Source organism: Enterobacter sp. WI-ESBL-E8 (assembly GCF_053364895.1).
On the sequence record NZ_JBRWXJ010000001.1, the window covers coordinates 845,372 to 869,810 of the forward strand.

The following is a 24,439-nucleotide window of genomic DNA, read 5'->3' on the forward strand; positions in this document are numbered from 1 at the left end:
ATGAATACACAACAACTGGCAAAACTGCGTTCAATCGTGCCCGAGATGCGTCGCGTCCGGCACATTCACTTTGTTGGCATCGGTGGTGCTGGCATGGGCGGTATTGCCGAAGTGTTAGCTAACGAAGGCTATCAGATCAGCGGGTCTGACCTGGCGCCAAACCCTGTTACGCAGCAGCTGGCGTCGCTTGGGGCGACTATCTATTTTAACCATCGCCCGGAAAACGTGCGCGATGCGAGCGTGGTGGTGGTATCAAGCGCCATCTCCTCTGACAACCCGGAAATCGTTGCCGCGCATGAAGCGCGCATTCCGGTGATCCGCCGTGCGGAGATGCTGGCGGAACTGATGCGTTTTCGCCACGGCATTGCCATTGCCGGGACCCACGGTAAAACCACGACCACGGCGATGGTTTCCAGTATTTATGCAGAAGCGGGTCTCGACCCGACGTTCGTTAACGGCGGTCTGGTAAAAGCCGCGGGCGTTCATGCACGCCTGGGGCACAGTCGTTATCTGATTGCTGAAGCGGATGAAAGCGATGCGTCGTTCCTGCACCTGCAGCCGATGGTGGCGATTGTCACTAACATCGAAGCCGACCATATGGATACCTACCAGGGTGACTTCGAGAACTTAAAGCAGACCTTTATCAACTTCCTGCACAACCTGCCGTTCTATGGGCGCGCGGTGATGTGCGTAGACGACCCGGTCATTCGCGAGCTGCTGCCGCGCGTGGGGCGTCAAATCACCACTTATGGCTTCAATGAAGATGCTGACGTCCGCGTGGAAGAGTACAAACAGATTGGCGCGCAGGGACATTTCACGCTGGCGCGCCAGGACAAAGAGCTGCTGCACGTGACGCTGAACGCGCCAGGGCGCCATAACGCCCTTAACGCCGCAGCAGCCGTTGCCGTTGCGACGGAAGAAGGCATTGATGACGACGCGATCCTGCGCGCGCTGGAAAGCTTCCAGGGGACCGGGCGTCGTTTCGACTTCCTCGGTGAATTCCCGCTGGACGCCGTAAACGGTAAAGCCGGGACCGCTATGCTGGTGGACGACTACGGTCATCATCCAACCGAAGTGGATGCCACCATTAAAGCCGCCCGTGCAGGCTGGCCTGACAAGAATCTGGTAATGGTCTTCCAGCCGCACCGCTACACGCGTACGCGCGATCTGTATGACGATTTCGCCAGCGTCCTGTCACAGGTAGATACCCTGTTAATGCTGGATGTTTATGCCGCAGGCGAGGCGCCAATTCCGGGGGCAGACAGCCGTTCACTGTGTCGTACCATTCGCGGACGCGGTAAAGTTGATCCTATTCTGGTTTCTGACCCGGCTGAGGTGGCGGAAATTCTGGCTCCGGTCCTGACAGGTAACGATTTGATTCTGATTCAGGGTGCGGGAAATATCGGCAAAATCGCCCGTACCTTATCTGAAATCAAGCTGAAGCCGCAAACCCAGGAGGATGAGCATCATGGCTGATAAGATTGCCGTCCTGTCTGGCGGCACCTCCGCAGAGCGTGAGGTTTCCCTGAATTCCGGCGCTGCGGTTCTGGCGGGCCTGCGTGAAGGGGGCGTCAATGCGCACCTGGTCGACCCAAAAGAGGTCGACGTGACGCAATTAAAGGCGCTGGGATTTGATAAAGTCTTTATCGCTTTACATGGCCGCGGCGGTGAAGACGGAACCCTACAGGGGCTTCTGGATTTAATTGGCATGCCATACACCGGTAGCGGCGTGATGGCATCCGCTATTTCAATGGATAAACTGCGCAGTAAGCTGCTTTGGCAGGGCGCGGGATTACCGGTTGCGCCGTGGGTGGCACTGACGCGTCGCGAATTTGAATTGGGCCTGCCGGATAGCGTTAATACACGCATTGCCGAACTGGGCTTACCGGTTATTGTAAAGCCGAGCCGGGAAGGGTCGAGCGTGGGGATGTCAAAAGTCGACAAAGCTGACGATTTATCCTCCGCTTTAGCGCTGGCATTTCAACATGATGAAGAAGTTCTGATTGAAAAATGGCTCAGCGGGCCGGAATTTACCGTCGCGATGCTTGGTGAAGAAATTTTACCGTCAATCCGTATCCAACCGGCCGGAACCTTCTATGATTATGAGGCAAAGTATCTCTCTGATGAGACGCAATATTTCTGCCCTTGTGGTCTTGATGCTGAGCGTGAAGCGGATTTGCAGTCCCTGGTGCTTAAAGCCTGGCATATTCTGGGTTGCCAGGGCTGGGGGCGCATCGACGTGATGCAAGACAGTGATGGACAATTTTATCTGCTGGAAGCGAATACTTCTCCGGGAATGACCAGCCACAGCCTTGTGCCGATGGCCGCTCGTCAGGCGGGGATGAGCTTCTCGCAATTAGTCGTACGCATTCTGGACCAGGCGGGCTGATATGTCTCAGGCTGCATTGAACACGCGCAACCGCGATGACGAAGAAGAATACGCTTCTTCACGCCGGAGTAATGGAACGCGTCTTGCAGGTATTATTTTCCTGCTCGGGGTGCTGTGCACCGTGTTTATCAGCGGCTGGATGGTCCTGGGCTGGATGGAAGATGCGCAGCGGTTGCCACTTTCTAAGCTGGTGCTTACCGGTGAGCGCCACTACACGCGTAACGATGATATTCGCCAGTCAATTCTGGCGCTGGGATCGCCCGGCACCTTTATGACTCAGGACGTCAATATTATCCAGAGCCAGATTGAACGTCTGCCATGGATAAAACAGGCGAGTGTAAGAAAGCAATGGCCTGATGAATTGAAGATTCATCTGGTTGAATATGTGCCCATTGCGCGTTGGAATGATCAGCACATGGTTGACGTAGACGGAAATTCCTTCAGCGTCCCGGCCGATCGTGTCAACAAGCAAAATTTACCGATGTTGTATGGCCCTGAAGGCAGCGAAAATGAAGTATTACAGGGTTTTCGCGAAATGGGTCAGGTGCTGGCGAAGGACAGGTTTACGCTAAAAGATGCTGCAATGACGGCGCGCCGTTCCTGGCAGCTGACGTTAACGAACGGCATTAAGCTCAACCTGGGTCGCGGGGACACAATGAAGCGTCTGGCGCGTTTTGTAGAACTTTACCCGGTTTTACAGCAGCAGGCACAGACTGACGGCAAACGGATAAGCTACGTTGATTTGCGCTATGACTCAGGCGCAGCAGTCGGTTGGGAACCGGCTCCGGTCGAGGAACCTAATCAGCAACAGAATCAGGCACAGGTACAGGCAGAACAACAATGATCAAGGCGACGGACAGAAAACTGGTAGTTGGACTGGAGATTGGCACCGCGAAGGTTGCCGCTTTAGTAGGGGAAGTTCTGCCCGACGGTATGGTCAATATCATTGGCGTAGGCAGTTGCCCGTCCCGTGGTATGGATAAAGGTGGGGTAAACGATCTTGAATCGGTGGTGAAATGCGTCCAGCGCGCCATCGATCAGGCTGAATTGATGGCAGATTGCCAGATTTCTTCTGTCTATCTGGCCCTTTCTGGTAAGCACATTAGCTGCCAGAACGAAATCGGTATGGTGCCGATTTCCGAAGAAGAAGTGACGCAGGAAGACGTTGAAAACGTTGTGCATACGGCGAAGTCCGTGCGCGTGCGCGATGAGCATCGCGTGCTGCATGTGATCCCGCAGGAATATGCGATTGACTACCAGGAAGGGATTAAGAATCCGGTCGGTCTTTCTGGCGTACGTATGCAGGCAAAAGTGCACCTGATCACATGTCACAACGATATGGCGAAGAACATTGTAAAAGCCGTTGAACGTTGTGGCCTGAAAGTTGACCAACTTATTTTCGCTGGTCTGGCGGCAAGTTATTCCGTGCTGACCGAAGACGAACGTGAACTGGGCGTCTGTGTGGTCGATATTGGTGGTGGTACAATGGACATGGCCGTCTATACCGGCGGTGCGCTGCGCCACACCAAAGTGATCCCTTATGCCGGGAACGTGGTGACCAGCGATATTGCTTACGCTTTTGGTACGCCACCGAGCGATGCAGAAGCGATTAAAGTGCGCCATGGCTGTGCGCTGGGTTCTATCGTTGGCAAAGATGAGAGCGTTGAAGTGCCAAGCGTCGGTGGTCGTCCACCGCGCAGCCTGCAGCGCCAGACGTTGGCAGAGGTGATTGAGCCGCGCTATACCGAGCTGCTCAACCTGGTCAACGAAGAGATTTTACAGTTACAGGAACAGCTTCGTCAGCAGGGTGTTAAACATCATCTTGCAGCGGGGATTGTATTAACCGGCGGTGCAGCGCAAATTGAAGGTCTTGCGGCCTGTGCACAGCGCGTGTTCCATACGCAAGTGCGTATTGGCGCGCCGCTGAATATCACCGGTTTAACGGATTATGCTCAGGAGCCGTATTATTCAACGGCAGTGGGCCTGCTCCACTACGGGAAGGAATCTCATCTCAGTGGTGAAGCAGAAGTGGAAAAACGCGTCTCAGTGGGGTCGTGGGTCAAACGACTGAACAACTGGTTGCGAAAAGAGTTTTAATTTTTTTAAGAGACCGGAGAGAATTAGCGGTCTCGGGCGACAGGCACAACGGAGAGAGAAATTATGTTTGAACCTATGGAACTGACCAACGACGCGGTGATTAAAGTCATCGGCGTCGGTGGCGGCGGCGGTAACGCCGTAGAGCATATGGTGCGTGAACGCATCGAAGGTGTTGAATTCTTTGCAGTTAACACCGATGCGCAGGCACTGCGTAAGACGGCTGTAGGCCAGACTATCCAGATCGGCGGTGGTATCACCAAAGGGCTGGGAGCCGGGGCTAACCCGGAAGTGGGTCGCAACGCGGCTGAAGAAGATCGTGAAGCGCTGCGCGCTGCACTGGAAGGTGCGGACATGGTCTTCATCGCGGCAGGTATGGGTGGCGGTACGGGTACCGGCGCAGCACCTGTTGTGGCTGAAGTGGCTAAAGATTTAGGTATCCTGACCGTTGCTGTCGTGACCAAGCCTTTCAATTTTGAAGGCAAGAAGCGTATGGCCTTTGCGGAGCAGGGTATCACCGAGCTGTCCAAGCATGTGGACTCCTTGATCACCATCCCGAACGATAAACTGTTGAAAGTTCTGGGGCGCGGTATCTCTCTGCTGGACGCTTTCGGTGCAGCAAACGACGTGCTGAAAGGCGCGGTGCAGGGTATCGCTGAACTGATTACCCGTCCTGGCCTGATGAACGTTGACTTTGCTGACGTTCGCACCGTGATGTCCGAAATGGGCTACGCGATGATGGGCTCTGGTGTGGCGAGCGGTGAAGACCGTGCAGAAGAAGCGGCTGAAATGGCTATCTCTTCTCCGCTGCTGGAAGATATCGATCTGTCTGGCGCGCGCGGCGTGCTGGTCAACATTACCGCTGGCTTTGACCTGCGTCTGGATGAGTTCGAAACCGTGGGTAATACCATCCGTGCGTTCGCCTCTGACAACGCTACCGTGGTAATCGGTACTTCTCTTGACCCTGAAATGAACGACGAACTGCGTGTGACTGTTGTTGCGACCGGTATCGGCATGGACAAACGTCCTGAAATCACCCTGGTAACCAACAAACAGACTCAGCAACCGGTAATGGATCGTTACCAGCAGCACGGTATGTCTCCTCTGACTCAGGAGCAGAAACCGGCCGCGAAAGTGGTGAACGACCCAACGCCGCAAACGGCGAAAGAGCCAGATTATCTGGACATCCCGGCGTTCCTGCGTAAGCAAGCTGACTAAGAATTGGCTGGAATTTGGGTATTTGCGCTCTTTGTGCTAAACTGGCCCACCGTTAGTGATATACACTCTCGGTTGGATAGTTAATTTGGCGAGATTATACGATGATCAAACAAAGGACACTTAAACGTATCGTTCAGGCGACGGGTGTCGGTTTACATACCGGCAAGAAAGTCACACTGACGTTACGCCCTGCGCCGGCCAATACCGGGGTCATCTATCGTCGCACCGACTTGAATCCACCGGTAGATTTTCCGGCCGATGCCAAATCTGTGCGTGATACTATGCTCTGTACTTGTCTGGTGAACGAGCATGACGTGCGGATTTCTACCGTAGAGCACCTGAACGCCGCCCTGGCGGGTCTGGGTATCGACAACATTATTGTTGAAGTCGATGCGCCAGAAATCCCGATTATGGATGGCAGTGCTGCTCCGTTCGTTTATCTGTTGCTGGATGCCGGCATCGAAGAACTGAACTGCGCGAAGAAATTTGTTCGCATTAAAGAGACCGTTCGCGTCGAAGATGGCGACAAATGGGCTGAATTCAAACCGTACAATGGTTTCTCGTTGGACTTTACCATCGACTTTAACCATCCGGCGATTGATGCAAGCACCCAACGCTATGCGATGAACTTCTCTGCCGATGCGTTTATGCGTCAGATCAGCCGAGCCCGTACATTTGGCTTCATGCGTGATATCGAATATCTGCAGTCCCGCGGCCTGTGCCTGGGCGGCAGCTTCGATTGTGCCATCGTTGTTGACGATTATCGCGTACTGAACGAAGACGGCCTCCGTTTCGAAGATGAATTCGTTCGCCACAAAATGCTGGACGCTATTGGCGACCTGTTCATGTGTGGTCACAACATCATCGGTGCATTCACCGCGTTCAAATCCGGTCATGCACTGAACAACAAACTGTTGCAGGCCGTCCTGGCAAAACAGGAAGCCTGGGAATACGTGACCTTCGAAGACGAAGCTGAACTGCCGCTGGCTTTCAAAGCGCCAAGCATGGTTCTGGCGTAACGGTTCAAACCGTTTCGTAAAAAATCGACTGGTTAACCTGGTACTCTCTCCGACCAGGAAGACCAGTCGTTTTTATTTTTGCCTTTCTTTACTCGCCCCAGCCTTACCTCTTGTTTACCTTGCACAGAAAATGGGTGCGTTAGCTGCATTCTTGACCGTTTTTCCCCGCGGCGACACCTCATTCCTGCTGATGTGTATTGGCTTTAGTGGTAATATCTGGGCGCTTAAAAAAATAACTGAATTCAGCCTGTACCAGGCTGGCTTATGTGGTGGAGCAAGTGAGCGGAATACTGACGCGCTGGCGACAATTTGGCAGACGTTACTTCTGGCCGCATCTCTTATTAGGGATGGTCGCGGCGAGTTTCGGCTTGCCTGCGCTCAGCAACAGTGCCGAAGCGGCGACGCCGGCGAAGACCTCCACAACCAAACACGATCTCAACACGCGGGTTAACTTTACTAACCTCGCGTGGCTTGAGGCCAATCGTCGTCCGAATTTCTCCGTTGATTACTGGCACCAGCACGCTATCCGCACGGTTATTCGCCATCTGTCATTTGCGATGGCACCGCAGGCCATGCCTGTTGCTGAAGAGACGCTGCCGGTGCAGGCGCAGCATCTTGCCCTGTTGGACACGCTCAATGCGCTGCTCACGCAGGACAGCCAGCCGCCGGTTATGGTTCGCCAGACTGCGCAACGTGCACTCGTTTCTCCAGCCTCTTTCTCTGTTTCAACATGGATTAGCCAGGCTCACGGCATTCGCGCCGGGCCTCAGCGCCTCAGCTAAATTAACTTTTTCAATACTTTAATTTATCTGCCCACGATGGGGCGTTTGAGAATTTATTATGCTAATCAAATTATTAACAAAAGTTTTTGGTAGTCGTAACGATCGTACCCTGCGCCGTATGCGCAAAGCCGTTGCCGTTATCAACGGTATGGAACCGGCGATGGAGAAGCTCTCTGATGACGAGCTGAAAGCGAAAACGGCGGAATTCCGTGCCCGTCTCGAAAAAGGCGAAACCTTAGAAAGCCTGATCCCGGAAGCTTTCGCCGTCGTGCGTGAAGCGAGTAAGCGTGTATTCGGCATGCGTCACTTCGACGTTCAGCTGCTGGGTGGTATGGTGCTCAACGAGCGCTGCATCGCGGAAATGCGTACTGGTGAAGGTAAAACCCTGACCGCAACGCTGCCGGCATACCTGAACGCCCTGACCGGTAAAGGCGTTCACGTGGTTACCGTCAACGACTATCTGGCACAGCGTGACGCCGAAAACAACCGCCCACTGTTCGAATTCTTAGGCTTGACCGTCGGCATCAACATGTCCGGTCTGCCTGCGCCAGCCAAACGTGACGCGTATAACGCGGATATCACCTACGGCACTAACAACGAATACGGTTTCGACTACCTGCGTGACAACATGGCGTTCAGCCCTGAAGAACGTGTACAGCGTAAGCTGCACTATGCGCTGGTGGATGAGGTGGACTCCATCCTGATCGATGAAGCACGTACCCCGCTGATCATCTCCGGCCCGGCTGAAGACAGCTCCGAGATGTACCGCAAAGTCGACAAAATCATTCCGCACCTGCTGCGCCAGGAGAAAGAAGACTCTGACACCTTCCAGGGTGAAGGCCACTTCTCCGTAGATGAAAAAGCGCGCCAGGTGAACCTGACTGAACGCGGTCTGGTTCAGATTGAAGAACTGCTGGTTGCTGAAGGCATCATGGAAGAGGGCGAGTCTCTGTATTCCCCGAGCAACATCATGCTGATGCACCACGTGACCGCTGCGCTGCGCGCTCATGCGCTGTTCACCCGCGATGTTGACTACATTGTGAAAGACGGCGAAGTGATCATCGTTGATGAACACACCGGCCGTACCATGCAGGGACGTCGCTGGTCTGATGGTCTTCACCAGGCGGTTGAAGCCAAAGAAGGTGTTGATATTCAAAACGAAAACCAGACGCTAGCGTCTATCACCTTCCAGAACTACTTCCGTCTGTACGAGAAGCTGGCGGGCATGACCGGTACGGCAGATACCGAAGCGTTTGAATTCAGCTCCATCTACAAGCTGGATACCGTGGTCGTTCCAACCAACCGTCCAATGATCCGTAAGGATATGCCGGACCTGGTGTACATGACCGAAGCGGAAAAAATTCAGGCGATCATCGAAGATATCCGCGAGCGTACCGCGAACGGCCAGCCGGTGCTGGTGGGGACCATCTCGATTGAGAAATCTGAAGTGGTTTCTAACGAGCTGACCAAAGCGGGCATCAAGCACAACGTGCTGAACGCCAAATTCCATGCCAAAGAGGCGGACATTGTTGCGCAGGCAGGTTATCCGGGTGCCGTGACCATCGCCACCAACATGGCGGGTCGTGGTACCGATATTATGCTGGGCGGTAGCTGGCAGGCCGAAGTGGCAGAGCTGGAAAACCCAACCCCGGAACAGATTGCACAGATCAAAGCGGACTGGCAGGTCCGTCACGATGCGGTACTGGCGTCGGGCGGTCTGCACATCATTGGTACCGAGCGCCACGAATCTCGTCGTATCGATAACCAACTGCGTGGTCGTGCGGGTCGTCAGGGTGATGCCGGTTCCTCCCGCTTCTACCTGTCGATGGAAGATGCGCTGATGCGTATTTTCGCCTCCGACCGTGTGTCCGGCATGATGCGCAAGCTGGGTATGAAGCCAGGCGAAGCCATTGAGCACCCGTGGGTCACTAAAGCGATCGCGAACGCACAGCGTAAAGTCGAAAGCCGCAACTTTGATATTCGTAAGCAGCTGCTGGAATATGATGATGTGGCTAACGATCAGCGTCGCGCGATTTACACTCAGCGTAACGAACTGCTGGACGTGTCCGACGTGAGCGAAACCATCAACAGCATCCGCGAAGATGTGTTTAAAGCCACTATCGACGCGCATATTCCACCGCAGTCTCTGGAAGAGATGTGGGATATCGAAGGCCTGCAGGAACGTCTGAAAAACGACTTTGACCTTGAGCTGCCAATCAAAGAGTGGCTGGACAAAGAGCCTGAGCTGCACGAAGAGACGCTGCGCGAGCGTATCTTTGAAACCGCGCTGGACGTTTACAAGCGTAAGGAAGAGGTCGTTGGCGCCGAGATGATGCGTCACTTCGAAAAAGGCGTGATGCTGCAGACGCTGGACTCCCTGTGGAAAGAGCACCTGGCGGCGATGGACTACCTGCGTCAGGGTATCCACCTGCGTGGCTATGCGCAGAAAGATCCGAAGCAGGAGTACAAGCGTGAATCCTTCTCCATGTTTGCCGCTATGCTGGAATCGCTGAAGTATGAAGTGATCAGCACCCTGAGCAAAGTTCAGGTGCGCATGCCGGAAGAAGTGGAGGCGATGGAGCAGCAGCGTCGTGAAGAAGCTGAGCGTCTGGCACAGATGCAACAGCTGAGCCACCAGACTGACGACAGCGAAGCCGCAGCGGCGATCGCGGCACAGACCGGCGATCGTAAAGTGGGTCGTAACGATCCGTGCCCATGCGGTTCCGGTAAAAAATATAAGGCGTGCCACGGCCGTCTGAGCTAAAACGTTAACAAATCGAAAAGGCGCAGAAATCTGCGCCTTTTTTATGGACGTGACAATATGAAAATACTGCAAATTGCCGTCGGGATTATTCGCAACCCGCAAAACCAAATCTTTATTACCCAGCGCGCCGCCGACGCCCATATGGCGAACAAATGGGAGTTTCCTGGCGGAAAGATCGAGTCAGGTGAAACGCCGGAAGAGGCGCTGGTTCGTGAACTTCAGGAAGAGGTGGGAATTACCCCGCTTGGTGCAACGCTGTTTGATAAGCTCGAATACCAGTTTCCGGACAGGCACATCACGCTGTGGTTCTGGCTGGTAGAAAACTGGGAAGGTGAACCCTGGGGAAAAGAGGGGCAGCCGGGTAACTGGGTTGAACTTCAGGCAAGCGATGCCGAAAAATTCCCGCCAGCTAATGAGCCTGTAATCCTGAGATTAGTCGCACAACCGTAGGCCTGCTAAGCGAAGCGCCAGCAGGCTTTACAGATTACTGCTGGCTCTCACTCCAGTCATCGCTATCCGAGAGATCGCCTTCGCTTGGAATGCGTTTCTCTTCCGCCGCCCATTCGCCCAGGTCAATGAGCTGACAGCGTTTACAGCAGAATGGGCGGAACGGACTTACTTCGCCCCAGACAACGGTTTTGCCACAGGTTGGGCAGTTTACGGTGGTGACATCAGACATCGGCACTCCTTAACAACAGGCCAGTTCAAAATCGAGACGTTCCGGCACGGTGCCATTTTCACTGTCCAGCGGCATAAAGCGAATCGCAAAACGACTCTTATGCCCGGAAATCTGTGGGTAAAGCTGTTCGCCAAGCGATAAATTGAGTCGCAGAAGATCGGCATCATCACCGTTGTCCTGGTAGAAGCCATTCAGGCTGGTTTGCTTGCGGAACGGGGCTGAGTTACGGATCAAGTCGAGTATCAGCGACAGCGTCTGGTGCATTGGCTCCAGGCTTGCCAGCCAGCTGTTCACCTGCGCATCGCGCTGGGCCTGCGGCATATGTAGCCATACATGCAGCGTCGGCAGGTCGAAGCTACAGCAGCCGCCAGGAATGCTCAGGCGCTGGCGCACCAGGCCAATCAGGCGGTCTTCACGCAAAAACTGCCCTACGCGCGGCGCGGCCATCAGAATGCTGCTGCTGTTTTTAAGCTGCAGGCGAAGGGAGTCGATGCGGCTTACGTCTACCCCCGGAACTTCAGTCCATGCCTGCAGCTTACGCTGCTGGCGCTCCAGTTCTTTGAGCAATTCTGTGCGGACATCGCCGCGTTCAATCACATCCAGCAGATCGCCTACGTTGCGGAAGAAGTGCAGCGCTGTAGCATGATCGTTAACGGGCAGATGTTGTGAAAGCTGTTGAATAAGGAATTCGATGCGCAGCCAGGTACGCATTTTTTCGTTGAGCGGATGCTCAAAAAGGATGTGTGTCGACATTATGGTTTTTCCTGTGCAACGGCCTGCGCGGCGAACGTCAGATACAGCGCGTGCAGACGGGCAACATCCGATGCTATGGCATCTGGTGCGCCGTTATTATCAATGACATCATCCGCAACGGCAAGGCGCTGAGCGCGCGTGGCCTGAGCGGCAAGAATTTGTTCAGCATGCTCACGCGAGACGCGATCGCGCGTCATGGTTCGCTGGATTTGCGTTTCGGGAGAGACATCAATCACTAGCACCCTGTCAGCATTCTTCTGTAGCTGATTTTCCACCAGCAACGGAACCACCCACAGTACATAGGGTGAACGGGCTGCGGCAATCTGACGCTGAGTTTCCTGGTGGATAATGGGGTGGAGCAGGGCATTAAGCCAGTGTTTTTCCGCAGAATCAGCAAAAATGCGCTCACGAAGCTGGCGGCGATTAAGCGTGCCATCCGCATTGATGATGGACTGACCAAAATGAGCTTCGATGGCTTTTAGCGCGGGTGTATCAGGTTCTACCACCTGACGGGCAATGATATCGGCATCAATAATCGTGATGCCCAGACGAGAGAACGCGTCCGCAACGGTACTTTTACCACTACCGATGCCGCCGGTTAATGCAACGATATACCCCATTAAATCAAATCCTGGGAATTATTCATTATTAAAATCAGTTGATTAAAACTCTTAAGTGCGCCAGCAACTGTTTGACCCTGTTTACCGGCTTTTTACCAGGTAAATTTATAGGATTGTAGCGTAAAAAAAGAGAATTTCGCAGTCTTGCGGAGCAGGTATTAGTGCGTATGATAACGTCACTGGAGTTGTGCTTTTAACATATTTGCCTCTAACCCCAGGAATCCGCACATGCGTATCGAAGAAGATCTGAAGTTAGGTTTCAAAGACGTTCTCATCCGCCCTAAACGCTCTACACTGAAAAGTCGCTCAGACGTTGAACTCGAACGTCAATTCACCTTTAAGCATTCCGGTCAGACCTGGTCTGGCGTGCCGATCATCGCTGCCAACATGGATACTGTGGGAACCTTTGAGATGGCAACCTCCCTGGCACAGTTCGATATTCTCACCGCCGTGCACAAACATTACAGTCCTGAAGAGTGGAATGCGTTTGTTGCGTCCGCCTCTGCTGATGTGGTGAAGCATGTGATGGTCTCCACCGGTACCTCCGATGCAGACTTCGAGAAGACCAAACAGATCCTGAATGCTAACCCGGCACTCAACTTCGTCTGTATTGATGTGGCGAACGGTTACTCCGAACACTTCGTGCAGTTCGTCAGCAAGGCGCGTGAGGCCTGGCCGACGAAAACCATCATCGCGGGTAACGTGGTGACCGGCGAAATGTGTGAAGAGCTGATCCTTTCCGGTGCAGATATCGTGAAGGTCGGCATTGGCCCAGGTTCCGTGTGCACCACGCGCGTCAAAACCGGCGTCGGTTATCCGCAACTTTCCGCAGTCATTGAATGTGCCGATGCGGCGCACGGACTGGGTGGACAGATTATCAGCGACGGCGGTTGCACCATGCCGGGTGATGTCGCCAAGGCCTTCGGCGGCGGCGCGGACTTCGTGATGCTCGGCGGCATGCTGGCAGGTCACGAAGAGAGCGGTGGTACCGTAGTTGAAGAGAATGGCGAGAAATTTATGCTGTTCTACGGAATGAGCTCTGAATCGGCAATGACCCGACACGTCGGTGGTGTGGCAAAATACCGTGCCGCGGAAGGCAAAACCGTCAAGCTGCCCCTGCGCGGTCCGGTCGAAAACACCGCGCGCGATATCCTCGGTGGCTTGCGCTCCGCCTGCACCTACGTGGGTGCATCCCGCCTGAAAGAGCTCACGAAACGCACGACGTTTATTCGCGTTCAGGAACAGGAAAACCGCGTATTCAACAGCCTGTAATGGCTTTCGCTGGCGCATGCTCGTGCGCCAGCCCTTCATCACTGTTTCAGCACTATCCCGCGCTCATCGCATTCCCCAGATGGAAAATCGGCAAATACATTGCCACGACCAGCGTGCCGATGATGACCCCTGTCACAATCAGAAGTACTGGCTCCAGAAGTGCCGCCAGGTTATCTGCCCGTTGAAGAGTTTGTTCCGTGTGATGCCGGGCAAGGTTTGCCAGCATAACGTCCAGCGCGCCTGACATTTCGCCGGTGCGTAAAAGCTGGATACACAGCGGAGTAAAGATTGTCGCTTTCTGAAAGGATGACCAGACGGGGACGCCTTTTTCAATCTCCTCCCGAACGCTGCGGAGTATTTCCTGCCAGTAGCGGCTTTCAACGGTTTCCTCTGCACTTTCCAGTCCCTGTAAAAAGGCGATACCCGCCTGCTGCGTGAGCGACAGCACGGTAAAAATTTGTCCCAGTTTTTGGCCTTTTGCCAGCGACCCCATCACTGGCGTATGCAGCAGGATGCGCTGCCAGCGGGGATTCTCTCGCAGCGCCCAGGCGGCAGCGCAGGGCACCAATAACACGGCGAACAACGCGAGGGCATATGACTGCATAAACGCCGCCATATCCATGACCTTTTGCGTCAGCCACGGGAGCGGAGCGTTAAACGTTTTGTAGATCGCGGCAAACTCGGGTAAGACCAGGGTGACCATCGCCAGCACGACGAGTACGGCCAGCGTCAGAACGATCGCCGGGTAGCGCAGCGCCTTTTTTACTTTCGCACTGAGTTGTTGCTGCGCTTTTTGTTGCTGAGCGAGCTGGCGACAGCACTCCTCCAGCTTTCCCGTAAGCTCACCGGTCTTCACCATCGAGACATGCAGCGGGTTAAAAACCGCTGGCCACTTTTTTAGCGACTCAGAAAAGGAACATCCTTCACTGAGCTCATCGGCAATGCTTTGCAGCAGCGCCTGCCAGGGTTTCAACGGATGCTGCTCTGCCAGCATTTGCAGACTGTGGGACAAAGTCAGCCCAGCCTGCAGAAGCGTGGCGAGCTGGCGAAACATCTCATAGCAGTGATGTGGCCGCCAGCGGTGTCGCTGCGCGCATCGGGTCAGCGTCAGAGGATGAAGGTCGTTACGCATCAACCTGACGAAGGCTGCATTGCGGTCTGTAGCCCAGAGTGTCCCGTTTCTGGGTTCTCCTTCCTGGGTGAGCGCTCGCCAGCGCCAGAGCTGATTAGCTGCCATCGGGCATGCCCAGAACGCGAAACAGCTCTTCAATTGTGGTCAGCCCTTGTTCAACGGCCAGGCAGCCGTGCTCGAAAAGAGAAACCATTCCCCCCTGCCGGGCGCTCGCCTCTATCACTTCTGTTCCCGCCCCGCTGGCAATGGCCTGCCGAAGAGCGTTGTCGATCGCGAGCACTTCAAAAATGGCCACCCTGCCATAAAACCCGTGATAGCAACGCTCGCAGCCGGTGGGCTGCCAGCGGGGAAGCTGCCTGCGCCATACGGAGCGAGGTAACTGAGCGTGCTCGCTGGCTTCCCGGCGACAGTGTGGACACAGACGCCGGACCAGCCGCTGGGCTATCACCATCGAGAGTGCGGAAGATATCATCCAGCGCGCCACGCCCATCTGTTCCAGGCGAGTCAGGGCTTCCGTTGTCGAGTTGGTGTGCAGCGTCGACAACACAAGATGCCCGGTCTGAGCGGCGTTAATGGCAATTCCGGCCGTTTCACCGTCGCGAATTTCGCCGACCATAATGATGTCCGGATCCTGGCGCAGCAGCGCTCTCAGCACGCTCTGGAATGTTAAACCCGCCCGGGGATTAATCTGCGTCTGGTTTAATCCCGCAAGGGGGATCTCAATCGGATCCTCCACGCTGCAGATATTGACCTCAGGGGTGTTACGCGCCTGCAGCGCGCTGTACAGCGTCACGGTTTTGCCGCTGCCGGTCGGGCCGGTAACCAGAATTAGCCCCTGCGGCTGATGGAGTACCTCATTAAAACAGGCCAGCTGTTCAGCGCTCATCCCGAGCGCTTTCGGTTCAAGCGCCTGCTGAACCTGATGAAGAAGACGCAGCACTATTTTCTCGCCACCGCTGCAGGGAAGCGTGGCAATCCGAAAGGAGACCGGCTCGTTTGCCAGCTCAATCGTAAACTGGCCGTCCTGAGGTAAACGGCGTTCAGCAATATCCAGGTTACCCAGCACCTTTAAGCGCGCGCTGAACTGACTTGCCAGTGAGGCGGAAAGGGGAGGTTGCGGGCAGAGCACGCCGTCGATGCGCAAACGGATCTGGCACGCATGCTCCATCGGTTCGATATGAATGTCGGATGCGCGCTGGTTTATTGCCTGCTGCAGCGTGTGGTTGAGCATATCCACCGTGGAGTGAGTTTGCGAAACAGCGGGCAGATGCGATTGCGACCTGAGCTGCCGGTGTTTTTCCATGCGTTCAGCGCTCCAGCATTCTATATCAATCCGTTTCTGAGTCGCGAAACGCAGGGCCTCCATGAGTTCAGTCGCGGGGTTGCCCACGACGGCGATGCTTATCATGTCACTGTCGCTGGTGAGCAGCAGGGCATGATGGCGCAGACAAAGTGCCATAAGCCGATCGGTATTCATTAGCCGCTCCTCAGTTATTGTCGAAGCGGAAAACGTCTTCGCAGGCCTGTTTGAGCTCGCCGCCGTTACTGATATTGCAGCTGCGTTTCCAGCCCGTCATACCGTTGCCGCTGCTCCATTGGGGTGTCATAACCACCTCCAGCCCGTTAAGACTCTCCTGGCCCGTTAATGATACGACGCCCTGCGTCACGCTCATTCCCGAGATATAACGCGTTGTCGTTGGGGAGGGGATGCCGTTACTGCCACCGTCACAGCTTGTCACGCCGCCGCGATCCAGCGCGCACAGCTCAATGGCCGTACGATACGGCACGAACGTTTGCAACATATCGGTCAGCGCCGCTTTGCGCAGGTAGTTCTGATAGGCGGGTACGCCGATGGCGCTCAGAATCGCAATAATGCCAATGACCACCATCAGCTCAATGAGAGTGAATCCGTGTTGTCTGTCCATATCTGCTCCTTACGTTAAGTGGCGCTACTCTGTCAGCGCGAAAGGGCAGAAACGAGGGGCAAAAATGGGAACGAGAAGTGGGCTTCAGAAGATTCATTCAGCGTTGCAGGGAAGAACAACGGCGTTGCGAGCGGGGCTGCATTTCCCCTCTCCGGGCGGAGAGGGGAGGAATCACTACTTAAAACGCATCGAGAGGTCGAGAGCGCGAACGTGTTTGGTCAGCGCCCCGACGGAAATGTAATCCACGCCCGTTTCGGCGAATTCACGGATCGTATCGAAGGTGACGTTCCCGGACACTTCGAGCTGTGCCTGGCCGTTGGTCAGTTTAACCGCCTCGCGCATCTGCTCCGTTTCGAAGTTATCGAGCATGATGATATCGGCCCCGGCCTTAATGGCCTGCTCCAGCTCTTCCAGGCTTTCGACTTCCACCTCAACGGGCACATCCGGGTGCAGCCAGAAGGCTTTCTCAACCGCCTGACGCACGGAGCCGGAAGCAATAATGTGGTTCTCTTTAATCAGGAAGGCGTCGGATAATCCCAGGCGATGGTTTGCGCCACCGCCGCAAAGTACCGCGTATTTCAGCGCCGTACGCAGGCCCGGCAGCGTTTTGCGGGTGTCCAGCAGCTGGGTACGAGTGCCGGCCAGCAGGTCAACGTAGCGGCGCACCTCACTTGCCACCCCGGACAAGGTCTGGACGAAGTTGAGCGCGGTTCGTTCACCGGTAAGCAGCACGCGGGACGGGCCGTCTAGTTCAAACAGCGGCTGGTTCGCCGTAATCGCATCGCCGTCTTCAACGTGCCAGACGATCTGCACATCGTCACCCGCCAGCTGGGTAAAGACCTCTTCAACCCAACGCTTGCCGCAAAAAACGCCATCTTCACGGGTGATAATCACCGCGTGAGAGCGTGACTCTTTTGGCAATAATTGTGCGGTAATATCCTTTTCGGCGTTAACGTCACCGCCCAGGTCTTCTTTCAAAGCATGGGCGACGCTTGCCGGGATATCCATGTTAATACGTTCCAGAAGCGCTTCACGTCGGTGGTCGGGGTTGTAGCGGCGAGGCGGCATGATAAAACTCCAAATTGGTAACGAATCATAATATTGAAACATGCTACTCTGAACCGAGTAACAGCACCATACATAAGGAGTTCCAGCATGTTGTTAGAAAACGGATGGCTGGTGGATGCGCGGCACGTGCCCTCGCCGCACCACGATTGCCGCCCGGAGGATGAAAAGCCCACACTGCTGGTTGTTCATAATATTAGTCTCCCGCCGGGTGAGTTTGGCGGTCCGTGGATTGATGCGTTATTCACGGGAACGATTGATCCCGATGCTCATCCTTTCTTCGCTGAGATTGCGCATCTGCGCGTGTCGGCACACTGTCTGATCCGTCGTGATGGCGAGATCGTTCAGTACGTTCCTTTTGATAAGCGCGCCTGGCATGCGGGAGCCTCACTGTATCAAGGACGCGAACGCTGTAATGATTTCTCCGTCGGGATTGAACTGGAAGGCACTGATACCACACCCTATACCGATGCTCAGTACCAACAGCTGGTAGCGGTAACCCAAACGCTGATCGGCCTGTACCCCGCGATGGCAGAAAATATCACGGGACACAGCGATATTGCTCCGGTGAGAAAAACCGATCCCGGTCCGGCATTCGACTGGGGGCGGTTTCGTACTATGCTTGCCGCTGCGTCAAATAAGGAGATCACATGACGTTGTTTACCATGCTGCTGGTTATCATCGCTGAACGCCTGTTCAAACTCGGCGAGCACTGGCATCTGGATCACCGGCTGGAGGTGATTTTCCGCCGAATTAAGCACTTTTCTATGCTGCGTACGCTGCTGATGATGGCTGGAGTGATGGTCATTACGTTCCTGCTGCTGCGCTCGCTGTACGGTCTGTTTTTCAACGTGCCGCTGCTGGTGGTGTGGATCCTGCTCGGTGTCCTTTGCATTGGCGCGGGGAAGGTGCGTTTGCACTATCACGCTTATCTTAAAGCCGCTTCCCGTGACGATGCCCACGCGCGCGGTGCCATGGCCAGTGAACTAACGATGATTCACGGCGTGCCGCCGGATTGCGATGAGCGCGAGTTCCTGCGCGAGCTGCAAAACGCGCTGCTGTGGATTAACTTCCGTTACTACCTTGCACCGCTGTTCTGGTTTGTGGTGGGAGGGCCGTGGGGGCCGGTCTTGCTGATGGGGTATGCTTTTCTTCGCGCCTGGCAAACCTGGCTTGCCCGTTATCTGACGCCGCATGAACGCTTGCTGTCTGGGATTGATGCCATCCTGCACGTGCTCGACTGGCTTCCGGTTCGTCTGGTGGGCGTGGTGTATGCGTTAATTGGTCACGGTGAAAAAGCGCTGCCTGCATGGTTCGCTTCTCTTGCCGACCGCCATACCTCGCAGTACCAGGTGCTAACGCGTCTGGCGCAGTTCTCTCTGGCGCGCGAGCCGCATACCGACAAGATTGAAACGCCGAAATCCGCCGTCTCCATGGCGAAGAAGACCTCGTTTGTCGTGGTGGTTGTGGTGGCGCTGCTGACGATTTACGGCACGCTGGTGTAAGCCAGCGCGCCGCAGCGGTTAAAGCGTATCCGCAGGCGGGATGCCGAAATCAGGCATCCCGCTTTCGTTCCAGAGGACAAGCTTCAGGCGGGTATGACGGTTCGGATCGTAAAGCGGGTCGCCCTCGATTTCGGTGTAATTACGCGCGTGATACACCAGCACATCTTCCCCTTCTGGCGTCTTTGTGAAGCTGTTATGGCCCGGCCCATACTGGCGGTTTTCATAGCTGGTGGCGAACACCGGGCGCGGAGATTTTTGCCAGTTCGCCGGGTTTTGCGGATCGGCGTTGATGTCTATCCACAGCAGCCCCATGCAGTAGTTTTCATCGGTGGCGCTGGCAGAATAGCTGATGAACAGCTTATCACCGTGGAGCAGCACCGCCGGGCCTTCGTTGACTCGGAAGCCGCGGCACTCCCAGTCATATTCAGGTTGACTGAGCATGACCGGCTCGCCCTTCAGCGTCCACGGGTTCTCCATTTCACACAGATACAGGTTGGAGTTTCCGGCGATATCTGGCGCTTTTTGCGCCCACAGGTACCAGCGTTTCCCCTGATGAACAAAGGTGGTGGCGTCCAGGGCGAAGGTGTCGAAAGGCGTTTTTATTTGCCCTTTTTCGATCCAGGCTCCGCTGAGCGGATCGCGATCGTTACATTCCAGCGCGAACATGCGGTGCTGGAACATCCCAAGCTTATCAAGCGCCTGCGTGTGCGTGGCCGCAAAATAGATATACCACTTGCCGTCGATATGATGCAGCTCCGGCGCCCAGATAAGCTGGCTCATCGGGCCGGTCTCGGGTTTTCGCCAGACCACCACCTCTTCTGCGCTGCGTAGCCCTTCCAGGGAGTCCGCGCGGCGAATTTCGAGCCTGTCGTACTGCGGCACGGAGGCGATAAAATAGTATTGCCCCTCGTGGTGCAAAATATACGGATCGGCGCGTTGTTCAATAAACGGGTTTGGCGAGGTTTGCATTCGGCTTTCCTTATTTTGTCTCAGCGGCGCTGAGTTCCTGATACTCGTTCAGCTCGCGATAGTTAATGCGACGCTTCTCCAGGTCTTCCTGAATCCGCTTCATCGTCTCACGGTCAACCTTCAGCAGACGCACCACGCCCGCGGTAATGAGGTACCCAACGCCCGGGATGACGGTAAACAGCAGGACAATGCCGTTGATGGCGTCTGCGCTTTGCGCTTTTGCCCCGGCGTCGTAGCCGTACCAGGAGAGCAGGAAGCCGACCATTGCACCGGCAATCGCCAGCCCCAGCTTCAGGAAGAAAATGTTGCCGGAGAAGCTGATCCCGGTGATGCGTTTCCCGGTTTTCCACTCGCCGTAGTCATCCACGTCGGCCATCAGTGACCAGTGCAGCGGAGACGGAATTTGGTGCAGAATGTTCAGCAGGAAGTAGAGCACCACAATGGTGACGGTGGCCTTCGGGTCGAAGAAGTAAAAGGCGGTTGAGAAGATCGCCAGCACGATGTTGGTCCAAAAGAAAACCTTCAGCTTACACCAGCGGTCGGTCAGCACTTTCGCCAGCATGCTGCCGAGCATCATGCCCACCACGCCCAGGCTGATAAACAGGGTCGCGAAGTGGGTGCTCTGGCCCATCACCCATGTCACGTAATACATGGTGGCCGCCATGCGGATAAAGCCGGGGCAGACGTTGCACAGGGTCAGGAGCAGAATGCGCACCCACTGGTCGTTCTTCCACACGTCTTTCAGGTCGTTTTTCAGCTGGTCATTGGTCTGAACCGCCGGGCGCACGCGCTCGCGCACGGTGGCGAAGCAGAGCAGAAACATACAGGTTCCAATCAGCGCCAGCACGGTCATCGCCATCTGGTAGCCTTTGGCTTTGTCATCTCCCCCGAACCAGTCGGCCATCGGCAGCAGCGTCAGCGACAGCAGCAGCGTGGCAATACCGACCAGCACGAAGCGATATGACTGGCAGGCGACGCGCTCTTTGGGATCGTTGGTAATCACCCCGCCCAGCGAGCAGTAGGGAATGTTGATAGCCGTGTAGGTCAGCGACAGCAGGAAATAGGTGACAAACGCATAGATAACTTTGCTGTTATAGCTCCAGTCAGGCGTGGTAAACATCAGGATGCTGAACAGCGCGTAGGGGAAGGCAATCCACAGCAGCCATGGACGAAACCGGCCATATTTGCTGCGGGTACGGTCGGCAATGGCGCCCATGATCGGGTCCGTTACGGCGTCAATCACGCGCACAGAGAGCAGCAGTACGCCCACCAGCGCAGGTGCCAGACCAAAAATATCGGTATAAAAATAGTTAACAAACAGCATGATGGCGCCAAAGATGATGTTGCAACCTGCATCGCCCATCCCATAGCCGATCTTTTCTTTTACTGACAGTTTAGCGTTATCCATAGACTGCTCTCCGGGTTACGGTATGGAGAGAATTATTTGCTGGCAAAGGAATATATGCGTTGCAGTATCAGGGCGGTGATATGGATAAAAGCGCTGTGGACGTGAAAGTGTGAGGGAGGTAACAACGTGCGGTACCCGCAAAAGCAGGTACCGCAGGGGCAGGCTTAGTGGGCCTTCATCGCATTACGGCTTTTCTGGCTGAACATATAGCCGACGCCAAGCACGGCAATCCAGACCGGAATCAGGTACACAGAAATCGCCATACCCGGGGTGATCAGCATGATCACCAGCACGGCCGCCATGAACAGCAGGCAAATCCAGTTACCCAGCGGATAGAGCAGGGCAGGGAAGCGCGTGGTGACGCCCTGCTGCTGTTTCGCGCGACGGAACTTGATGTGCGCCAGGCTGATCATCGCCCAGTTGATGACCAGGGCAGAGACCACCAGCGCCATCAGCAGGCCAAACGCCGATTCCGGCGCCATGTAGTTAATGAGGACGCACAGCGCGGTCACGATCGCCGAAACGATAATGGTGTTTACCGGCACGCCGCGTTTATCGACGTTGAGCAGCGCTTTCGGGGCGTTACCCTGCTGCGCCAGACCGAACAGCATGCGGCTGTTGCAGTACACGCAGCTGTTGTAAACGGACAGAGCCGCCGTCAGGACGACAACGTTGAGCGCATTCGCCACGACGGTATCGCCCAGTTCGTGGAAGATCAGCACAAACGGGCTGGTATCGGCGGTGACGCGCGTCCACGGCAGCAGGGAGAGCAGCACGGCCAGCGAACCCACATAGAAGATCAGGATACGGTAGATAACCTGGTTAGTGGCTTTTGGAATGCTCTGCTCCGGGTTGTCAGCTTCAGCGGCCGTAATGCCCACCAGCTCCAGACCGCCGAAGGAGAACATGATAATTGCCATCATCATCACCAGACCCGTCATGCCGTGAGGCAGGAAGCCACCCTGTTCCCAGAGGTTGCGAACGGTTGCCTGCGGGCCGCCGTTGCCGCTGAACAGCAGCCAGCCGCCAAAGATAATCATCGCCACAACGGCAATGACCTTGATGATGGCGAACCAGAACTCCATTTCACCGAACACTTTTACGTTGGTCAGGTTAATGGCGTTAATAATGACGAAGAAGGCCGCAGCGGAGGCCCAGGTTGGGATCTCGGGATACCAGAACTGAATGTATTTCCCGACGGCGGTAAGCTCGGCCATGGCAACCAGTACGTACAGCACCCAGTAGTTCCAGCCCGAGGCGAAACCGGCGAAACTGCCCCAGTACTTATAGGCAAAGTGGCTAAAGGAGCCTGCCACCGGCTCTTCCACGACCATTTCACCTAACTGACGCATAATCAGAAACGCGATAAAGCCCGCGATTGCGTACCCCAGAATAATGCCCGGACCGGCTGACTGAATAACGGATGCGCTACCCAGAAAGAGGCCGGTTCCGATGGCACCGCCCAGTGCGATGAGCTGAATATGGCGGTTTTTTAGCCCGCGCTTTAGCTGATCGCCGTGCTGTTGAGCTTCCATTTGAAACCTCGTGTGTGGTTGTTATGTTCACGCTGAGCGTGTGTAATTATGAATATCCGTTTTCTGTATTTATTTCTTTACGGTTAATAAGACCGAAAAAAGCGGTGATGACTTCCGTAAGCGCAAGAATAGTGGTAAGTGCCTGCGAATGCACCTGCTTTATGACGCACGGATGACGACTTGAATAAAAAGAAAGCATTTGTAAATCGCTCCGCTCACCCTTCTTACCCCAACCTATAGAATAGAAATGCGCTATAAGTGGGCGAAATTTCATTATTTGCTTTGTTGAATCGCTTCAGATTGCAAAAACCCTCGTTTCATTAAGGTTAAATCTCCCTCTTTAGTAGTAATCAACTCATTTGTGCAAAGTTACATTTCTGAAACGTTATTTCTGTAAGGTTGTTAAAATGTGCAGGGTTTACTGATTTCAATCAAAACCAATATGGACAGAAGGTGAATACTTTGTTACTTTAGCGATACGAAATAGAAATTGGTAAGACCAATTGACTCCGGGCAAAAAGGCGTAAGACAGGGAATATGGCCTACAGCAAAATTCGCCAACCAAAACTATCTGATGTGATTGAGCAGCAGCTGGAGTTTTTAATCCTCGAAGGGACTCTGCGCCCGGGTGAGAAACTTCCGCCAGAACGCGAACTGGCAAAACAGTTCGACGTTTCACGTCCCTCTCTGCGTGAGGCAATTCAACGTCTCGAAGCAAAGGGCTTGCTGCTTCGTCGCCAGGGCGGCGGAACTTTTGTGCAAAACAGCCTGTGGCAGAGCTTCAGCGATCCGCTGGTAGAACTTCTCTCTGACCACCCAGAATCCCAGTTTGACCTGCTTGAGACCCGTCACGCGCTTGAAGGAATTGCGGCTTATTACGCCGCCCTTCGCAGCACTGATGAAGATCGCGTGCGTATCCGCGAACTGCATCAGGCTATTGAACGGGCACAGCAGTCCGGCGATTTAGACGCCGAGTCCAGCGCCGTCGTCCAGTATCAAATCGCCGTCACCGAAGCAGCACACAATGTGGTGCTCCTCCATCTGCTACGCTGCATGGAGCCGATGCTGGCCCAGAACGTTCGTCAGAATTTTGAATTGTTGTATGCCCGTCGGGACATGCTCCCACTGGTAAGCAACCATCGCACCCGAGTATTCGAGGCGATAATGGCCGGGGAACCGGAGCAGGCGCGCGAAGCGTCGCACCGACATCTGGCTTTCATTGAGGAAATCTTGCTGGACCGCAGCCGTGAACAATCGCGTCGCGAACGTTCATTACGCCGCATACAGCAACGAAAGGATTAAGCGCCAGG

At 54.9% G+C, this 24,439-nt stretch carries 23 protein-coding genes; 13 read left to right on the forward strand and 10 right to left on the reverse strand.

Translation table 11 applies throughout. The annotated features are described in order from the left end of the window. The 9 genes from murC (at position 1) to mutT (ending at position 10,716) form a co-directional block, all read left to right on the forward strand. Positions 1-1,476 carry a UDP-N-acetylmuramate--L-alanine ligase gene (gene murC / locus ACWHWP_RS04050; protein ID WP_447855108.1) on the forward strand — a complete coding sequence of 492 codons (1,476 nt, stop codon included), beginning with the start codon at positions 1-3 and terminating at the stop codon, positions 1,474-1,476. Continuing rightward, a complete protein-coding gene (locus tag ACWHWP_RS04055; RefSeq protein ID WP_059310632.1) occupies positions 1,469-2,389 on the forward strand; it encodes a D-alanine--D-alanine ligase in 921 nt (306 codons plus the stop codon). Before murC ends, ACWHWP_RS04055 begins: the two co-directional genes overlap by 8 nt. A 1-nt stretch (position 2,390) precedes the next feature. Then, a complete protein-coding gene (gene ftsQ / locus ACWHWP_RS04060; RefSeq protein WP_047346353.1) occupies positions 2,391-3,233 on the forward strand; it encodes a cell division protein FtsQ in 843 nt (280 codons plus the stop codon). Then, the gene (ftsA, locus tag ACWHWP_RS04065; RefSeq protein WP_006173845.1) at positions 3,230-4,486 is read left to right on the forward strand and encodes a cell division protein FtsA; all 1,257 of its coding nucleotides are present in this window, start codon (positions 3,230-3,232) and stop codon (positions 4,484-4,486) included. Before ftsQ ends, ftsA begins: the two co-directional genes overlap by 4 nt. A gap of 63 nt (positions 4,487-4,549) precedes the next feature. Next, positions 4,550-5,701, forward strand: coding sequence for a cell division protein FtsZ (gene ftsZ, locus ACWHWP_RS04070; protein ID WP_008501978.1), 1,152 nt, complete (start codon positions 4,550-4,552; stop codon positions 5,699-5,701). A 101-nt stretch (positions 5,702-5,802) separates the two neighbouring features. After that, positions 5,803-6,720: a UDP-3-O-acyl-N-acetylglucosamine deacetylase gene (gene lpxC, locus ACWHWP_RS04075; protein WP_059310633.1), complete on the forward strand. Its 918-nt coding sequence runs from the start codon at positions 5,803-5,805 to the stop codon at positions 6,718-6,720. A gap of 278 nt (positions 6,721-6,998) precedes the next feature. Then, entirely contained in the window at positions 6,999-7,502 is a 504-nt protein-coding gene (gene secM / locus ACWHWP_RS04080) for a secA translation cis-regulator SecM (protein ID WP_072250578.1), read from the forward strand. 58 nt (positions 7,503-7,560) lie between these two features. Next, positions 7,561-10,266, forward strand: a complete 2,706-nt coding sequence (secA, locus tag ACWHWP_RS04085) for a preprotein translocase subunit SecA (RefSeq protein WP_059310634.1) — start codon at positions 7,561-7,563, stop codon at positions 10,264-10,266. Between the two features lie 57 nt (positions 10,267-10,323). Then, positions 10,324-10,716 carry an 8-oxo-dGTP diphosphatase MutT gene (mutT, locus tag ACWHWP_RS04090; RefSeq protein WP_023310403.1) on the forward strand — a complete coding sequence of 131 codons (393 nt, stop codon included), beginning with the start codon at positions 10,324-10,326 and terminating at the stop codon, positions 10,714-10,716. A 34-nt stretch (positions 10,717-10,750) separates the two neighbouring features. On the opposite strand, the gene yacG is transcribed toward mutT, so the two are convergent. The 3 genes from yacG to coaE are packed head-to-tail and all read right to left on the reverse strand — an operon-like array spanning position 10,751 to position 12,318. Beyond that, positions 10,751-10,945 carry a DNA gyrase inhibitor YacG gene (gene yacG / locus ACWHWP_RS04095; protein WP_028015516.1) on the reverse strand — a complete coding sequence of 65 codons (195 nt, stop codon included), beginning with the start codon at positions 10,943-10,945 and terminating at the stop codon, positions 10,751-10,753. Between the two features lie 9 nt (positions 10,946-10,954). Continuing rightward, on the reverse strand, positions 10,955-11,698 hold the full coding sequence (zapD, locus tag ACWHWP_RS04100; RefSeq protein WP_447855109.1) for a cell division protein ZapD: 744 nt from the start codon (positions 11,696-11,698) through the stop codon (positions 10,955-10,957). After that, on the reverse strand, positions 11,698-12,318 hold the full coding sequence (coaE, locus tag ACWHWP_RS04105; RefSeq protein ID WP_447855110.1) for a dephospho-CoA kinase: 621 nt from the start codon (positions 12,316-12,318) through the stop codon (positions 11,698-11,700). The genes zapD and coaE overlap by 1 nt, the downstream gene beginning before the upstream one ends. A 228-nt stretch (positions 12,319-12,546) precedes the next feature. Between coaE and ACWHWP_RS04110 the strand changes: the two genes are divergently transcribed. Further along, entirely contained in the window at positions 12,547-13,590 is a 1,044-nt protein-coding gene (locus ACWHWP_RS04110) for a GMP reductase (protein ID WP_047346358.1), read from the forward strand. 52 nt (positions 13,591-13,642) lie between these two features. On the opposite strand, the gene hofC is transcribed toward ACWHWP_RS04110, so the two are convergent. The 4 genes from hofC to nadC form a co-directional block, all read right to left on the reverse strand. Beyond that, entirely contained in the window at positions 13,643-14,827 is a 1,185-nt protein-coding gene (hofC, locus tag ACWHWP_RS04115) for a protein transport protein HofC (protein ID WP_063430917.1), read from the reverse strand. After that, positions 14,817-16,199, reverse strand: coding sequence for a type II secretion system protein GspE (gspE, locus tag ACWHWP_RS04120; RefSeq protein WP_447855111.1), 1,383 nt, complete (start codon positions 16,197-16,199; stop codon positions 14,817-14,819). Before gspE ends, hofC begins: the two co-directional genes overlap by 11 nt. Positions 16,200-16,209: 10 nt before the next feature. Further along, on the reverse strand, positions 16,210-16,647 hold the full coding sequence (gene ppdD / locus ACWHWP_RS04125) for a prepilin peptidase-dependent pilin (RefSeq protein ID WP_063430920.1): 438 nt from the start codon (positions 16,645-16,647) through the stop codon (positions 16,210-16,212). 174 nt (positions 16,648-16,821) lie between these two features. Continuing rightward, entirely contained in the window at positions 16,822-17,715 is an 894-nt protein-coding gene (nadC, locus tag ACWHWP_RS04130; RefSeq protein ID WP_063430922.1) for a carboxylating nicotinate-nucleotide diphosphorylase, read from the reverse strand. An 87-nt stretch (positions 17,716-17,802) separates the two neighbouring features. Here nadC and ampD point away from each other — a divergent pair, with 87 nt between their 5' ends. Both ampD and ampE read left to right on the forward strand, forming a co-directional pair. Then, positions 17,803-18,366 carry a 1,6-anhydro-N-acetylmuramyl-L-alanine amidase AmpD gene (gene ampD / locus ACWHWP_RS04135; protein ID WP_059310641.1) on the forward strand — a complete coding sequence of 188 codons (564 nt, stop codon included), beginning with the start codon at positions 17,803-17,805 and terminating at the stop codon, positions 18,364-18,366. Continuing rightward, positions 18,363-19,217: a beta-lactamase regulator AmpE gene (gene ampE, locus ACWHWP_RS04140; protein WP_063957485.1), complete on the forward strand. Its 855-nt coding sequence runs from the start codon at positions 18,363-18,365 to the stop codon at positions 19,215-19,217. Before ampD ends, ampE begins: the two co-directional genes overlap by 4 nt. An 18-nt stretch (positions 19,218-19,235) precedes the next feature. On the opposite strand, the gene ACWHWP_RS04145 is transcribed toward ampE, so the two are convergent. The 3 genes from ACWHWP_RS04145 to aroP form a co-directional block, all read right to left on the reverse strand. Beyond that, a complete protein-coding gene (locus ACWHWP_RS04145) occupies positions 19,236-20,186 on the reverse strand; it encodes a glycoside hydrolase family 43 protein (protein WP_447855112.1) in 951 nt (316 codons plus the stop codon). A 10-nt stretch (positions 20,187-20,196) separates the two neighbouring features. Beyond that, positions 20,197-21,594, reverse strand: a complete 1,398-nt coding sequence (locus tag ACWHWP_RS04150; RefSeq protein ID WP_447855113.1) for a glycoside-pentoside-hexuronide (GPH):cation symporter — start codon at positions 21,592-21,594, stop codon at positions 20,197-20,199. Between the two features lie 164 nt (positions 21,595-21,758). Then, positions 21,759-23,129: an aromatic amino acid transporter AroP gene (aroP, locus tag ACWHWP_RS04155; protein WP_047346367.1), complete on the reverse strand. Its 1,371-nt coding sequence runs from the start codon at positions 23,127-23,129 to the stop codon at positions 21,759-21,761. A gap of 537 nt (positions 23,130-23,666) precedes the next feature. On the opposite strand from aroP, the gene pdhR reads away from it, so the two are divergent. Beyond that, the gene (gene pdhR, locus ACWHWP_RS04160) at positions 23,667-24,431 is read left to right on the forward strand and encodes a pyruvate dehydrogenase complex transcriptional repressor PdhR (protein ID WP_008501960.1); all 765 of its coding nucleotides are present in this window, start codon (positions 23,667-23,669) and stop codon (positions 24,429-24,431) included. The last annotated feature ends 8 nt before the right edge of the window (positions 24,432-24,439 follow it).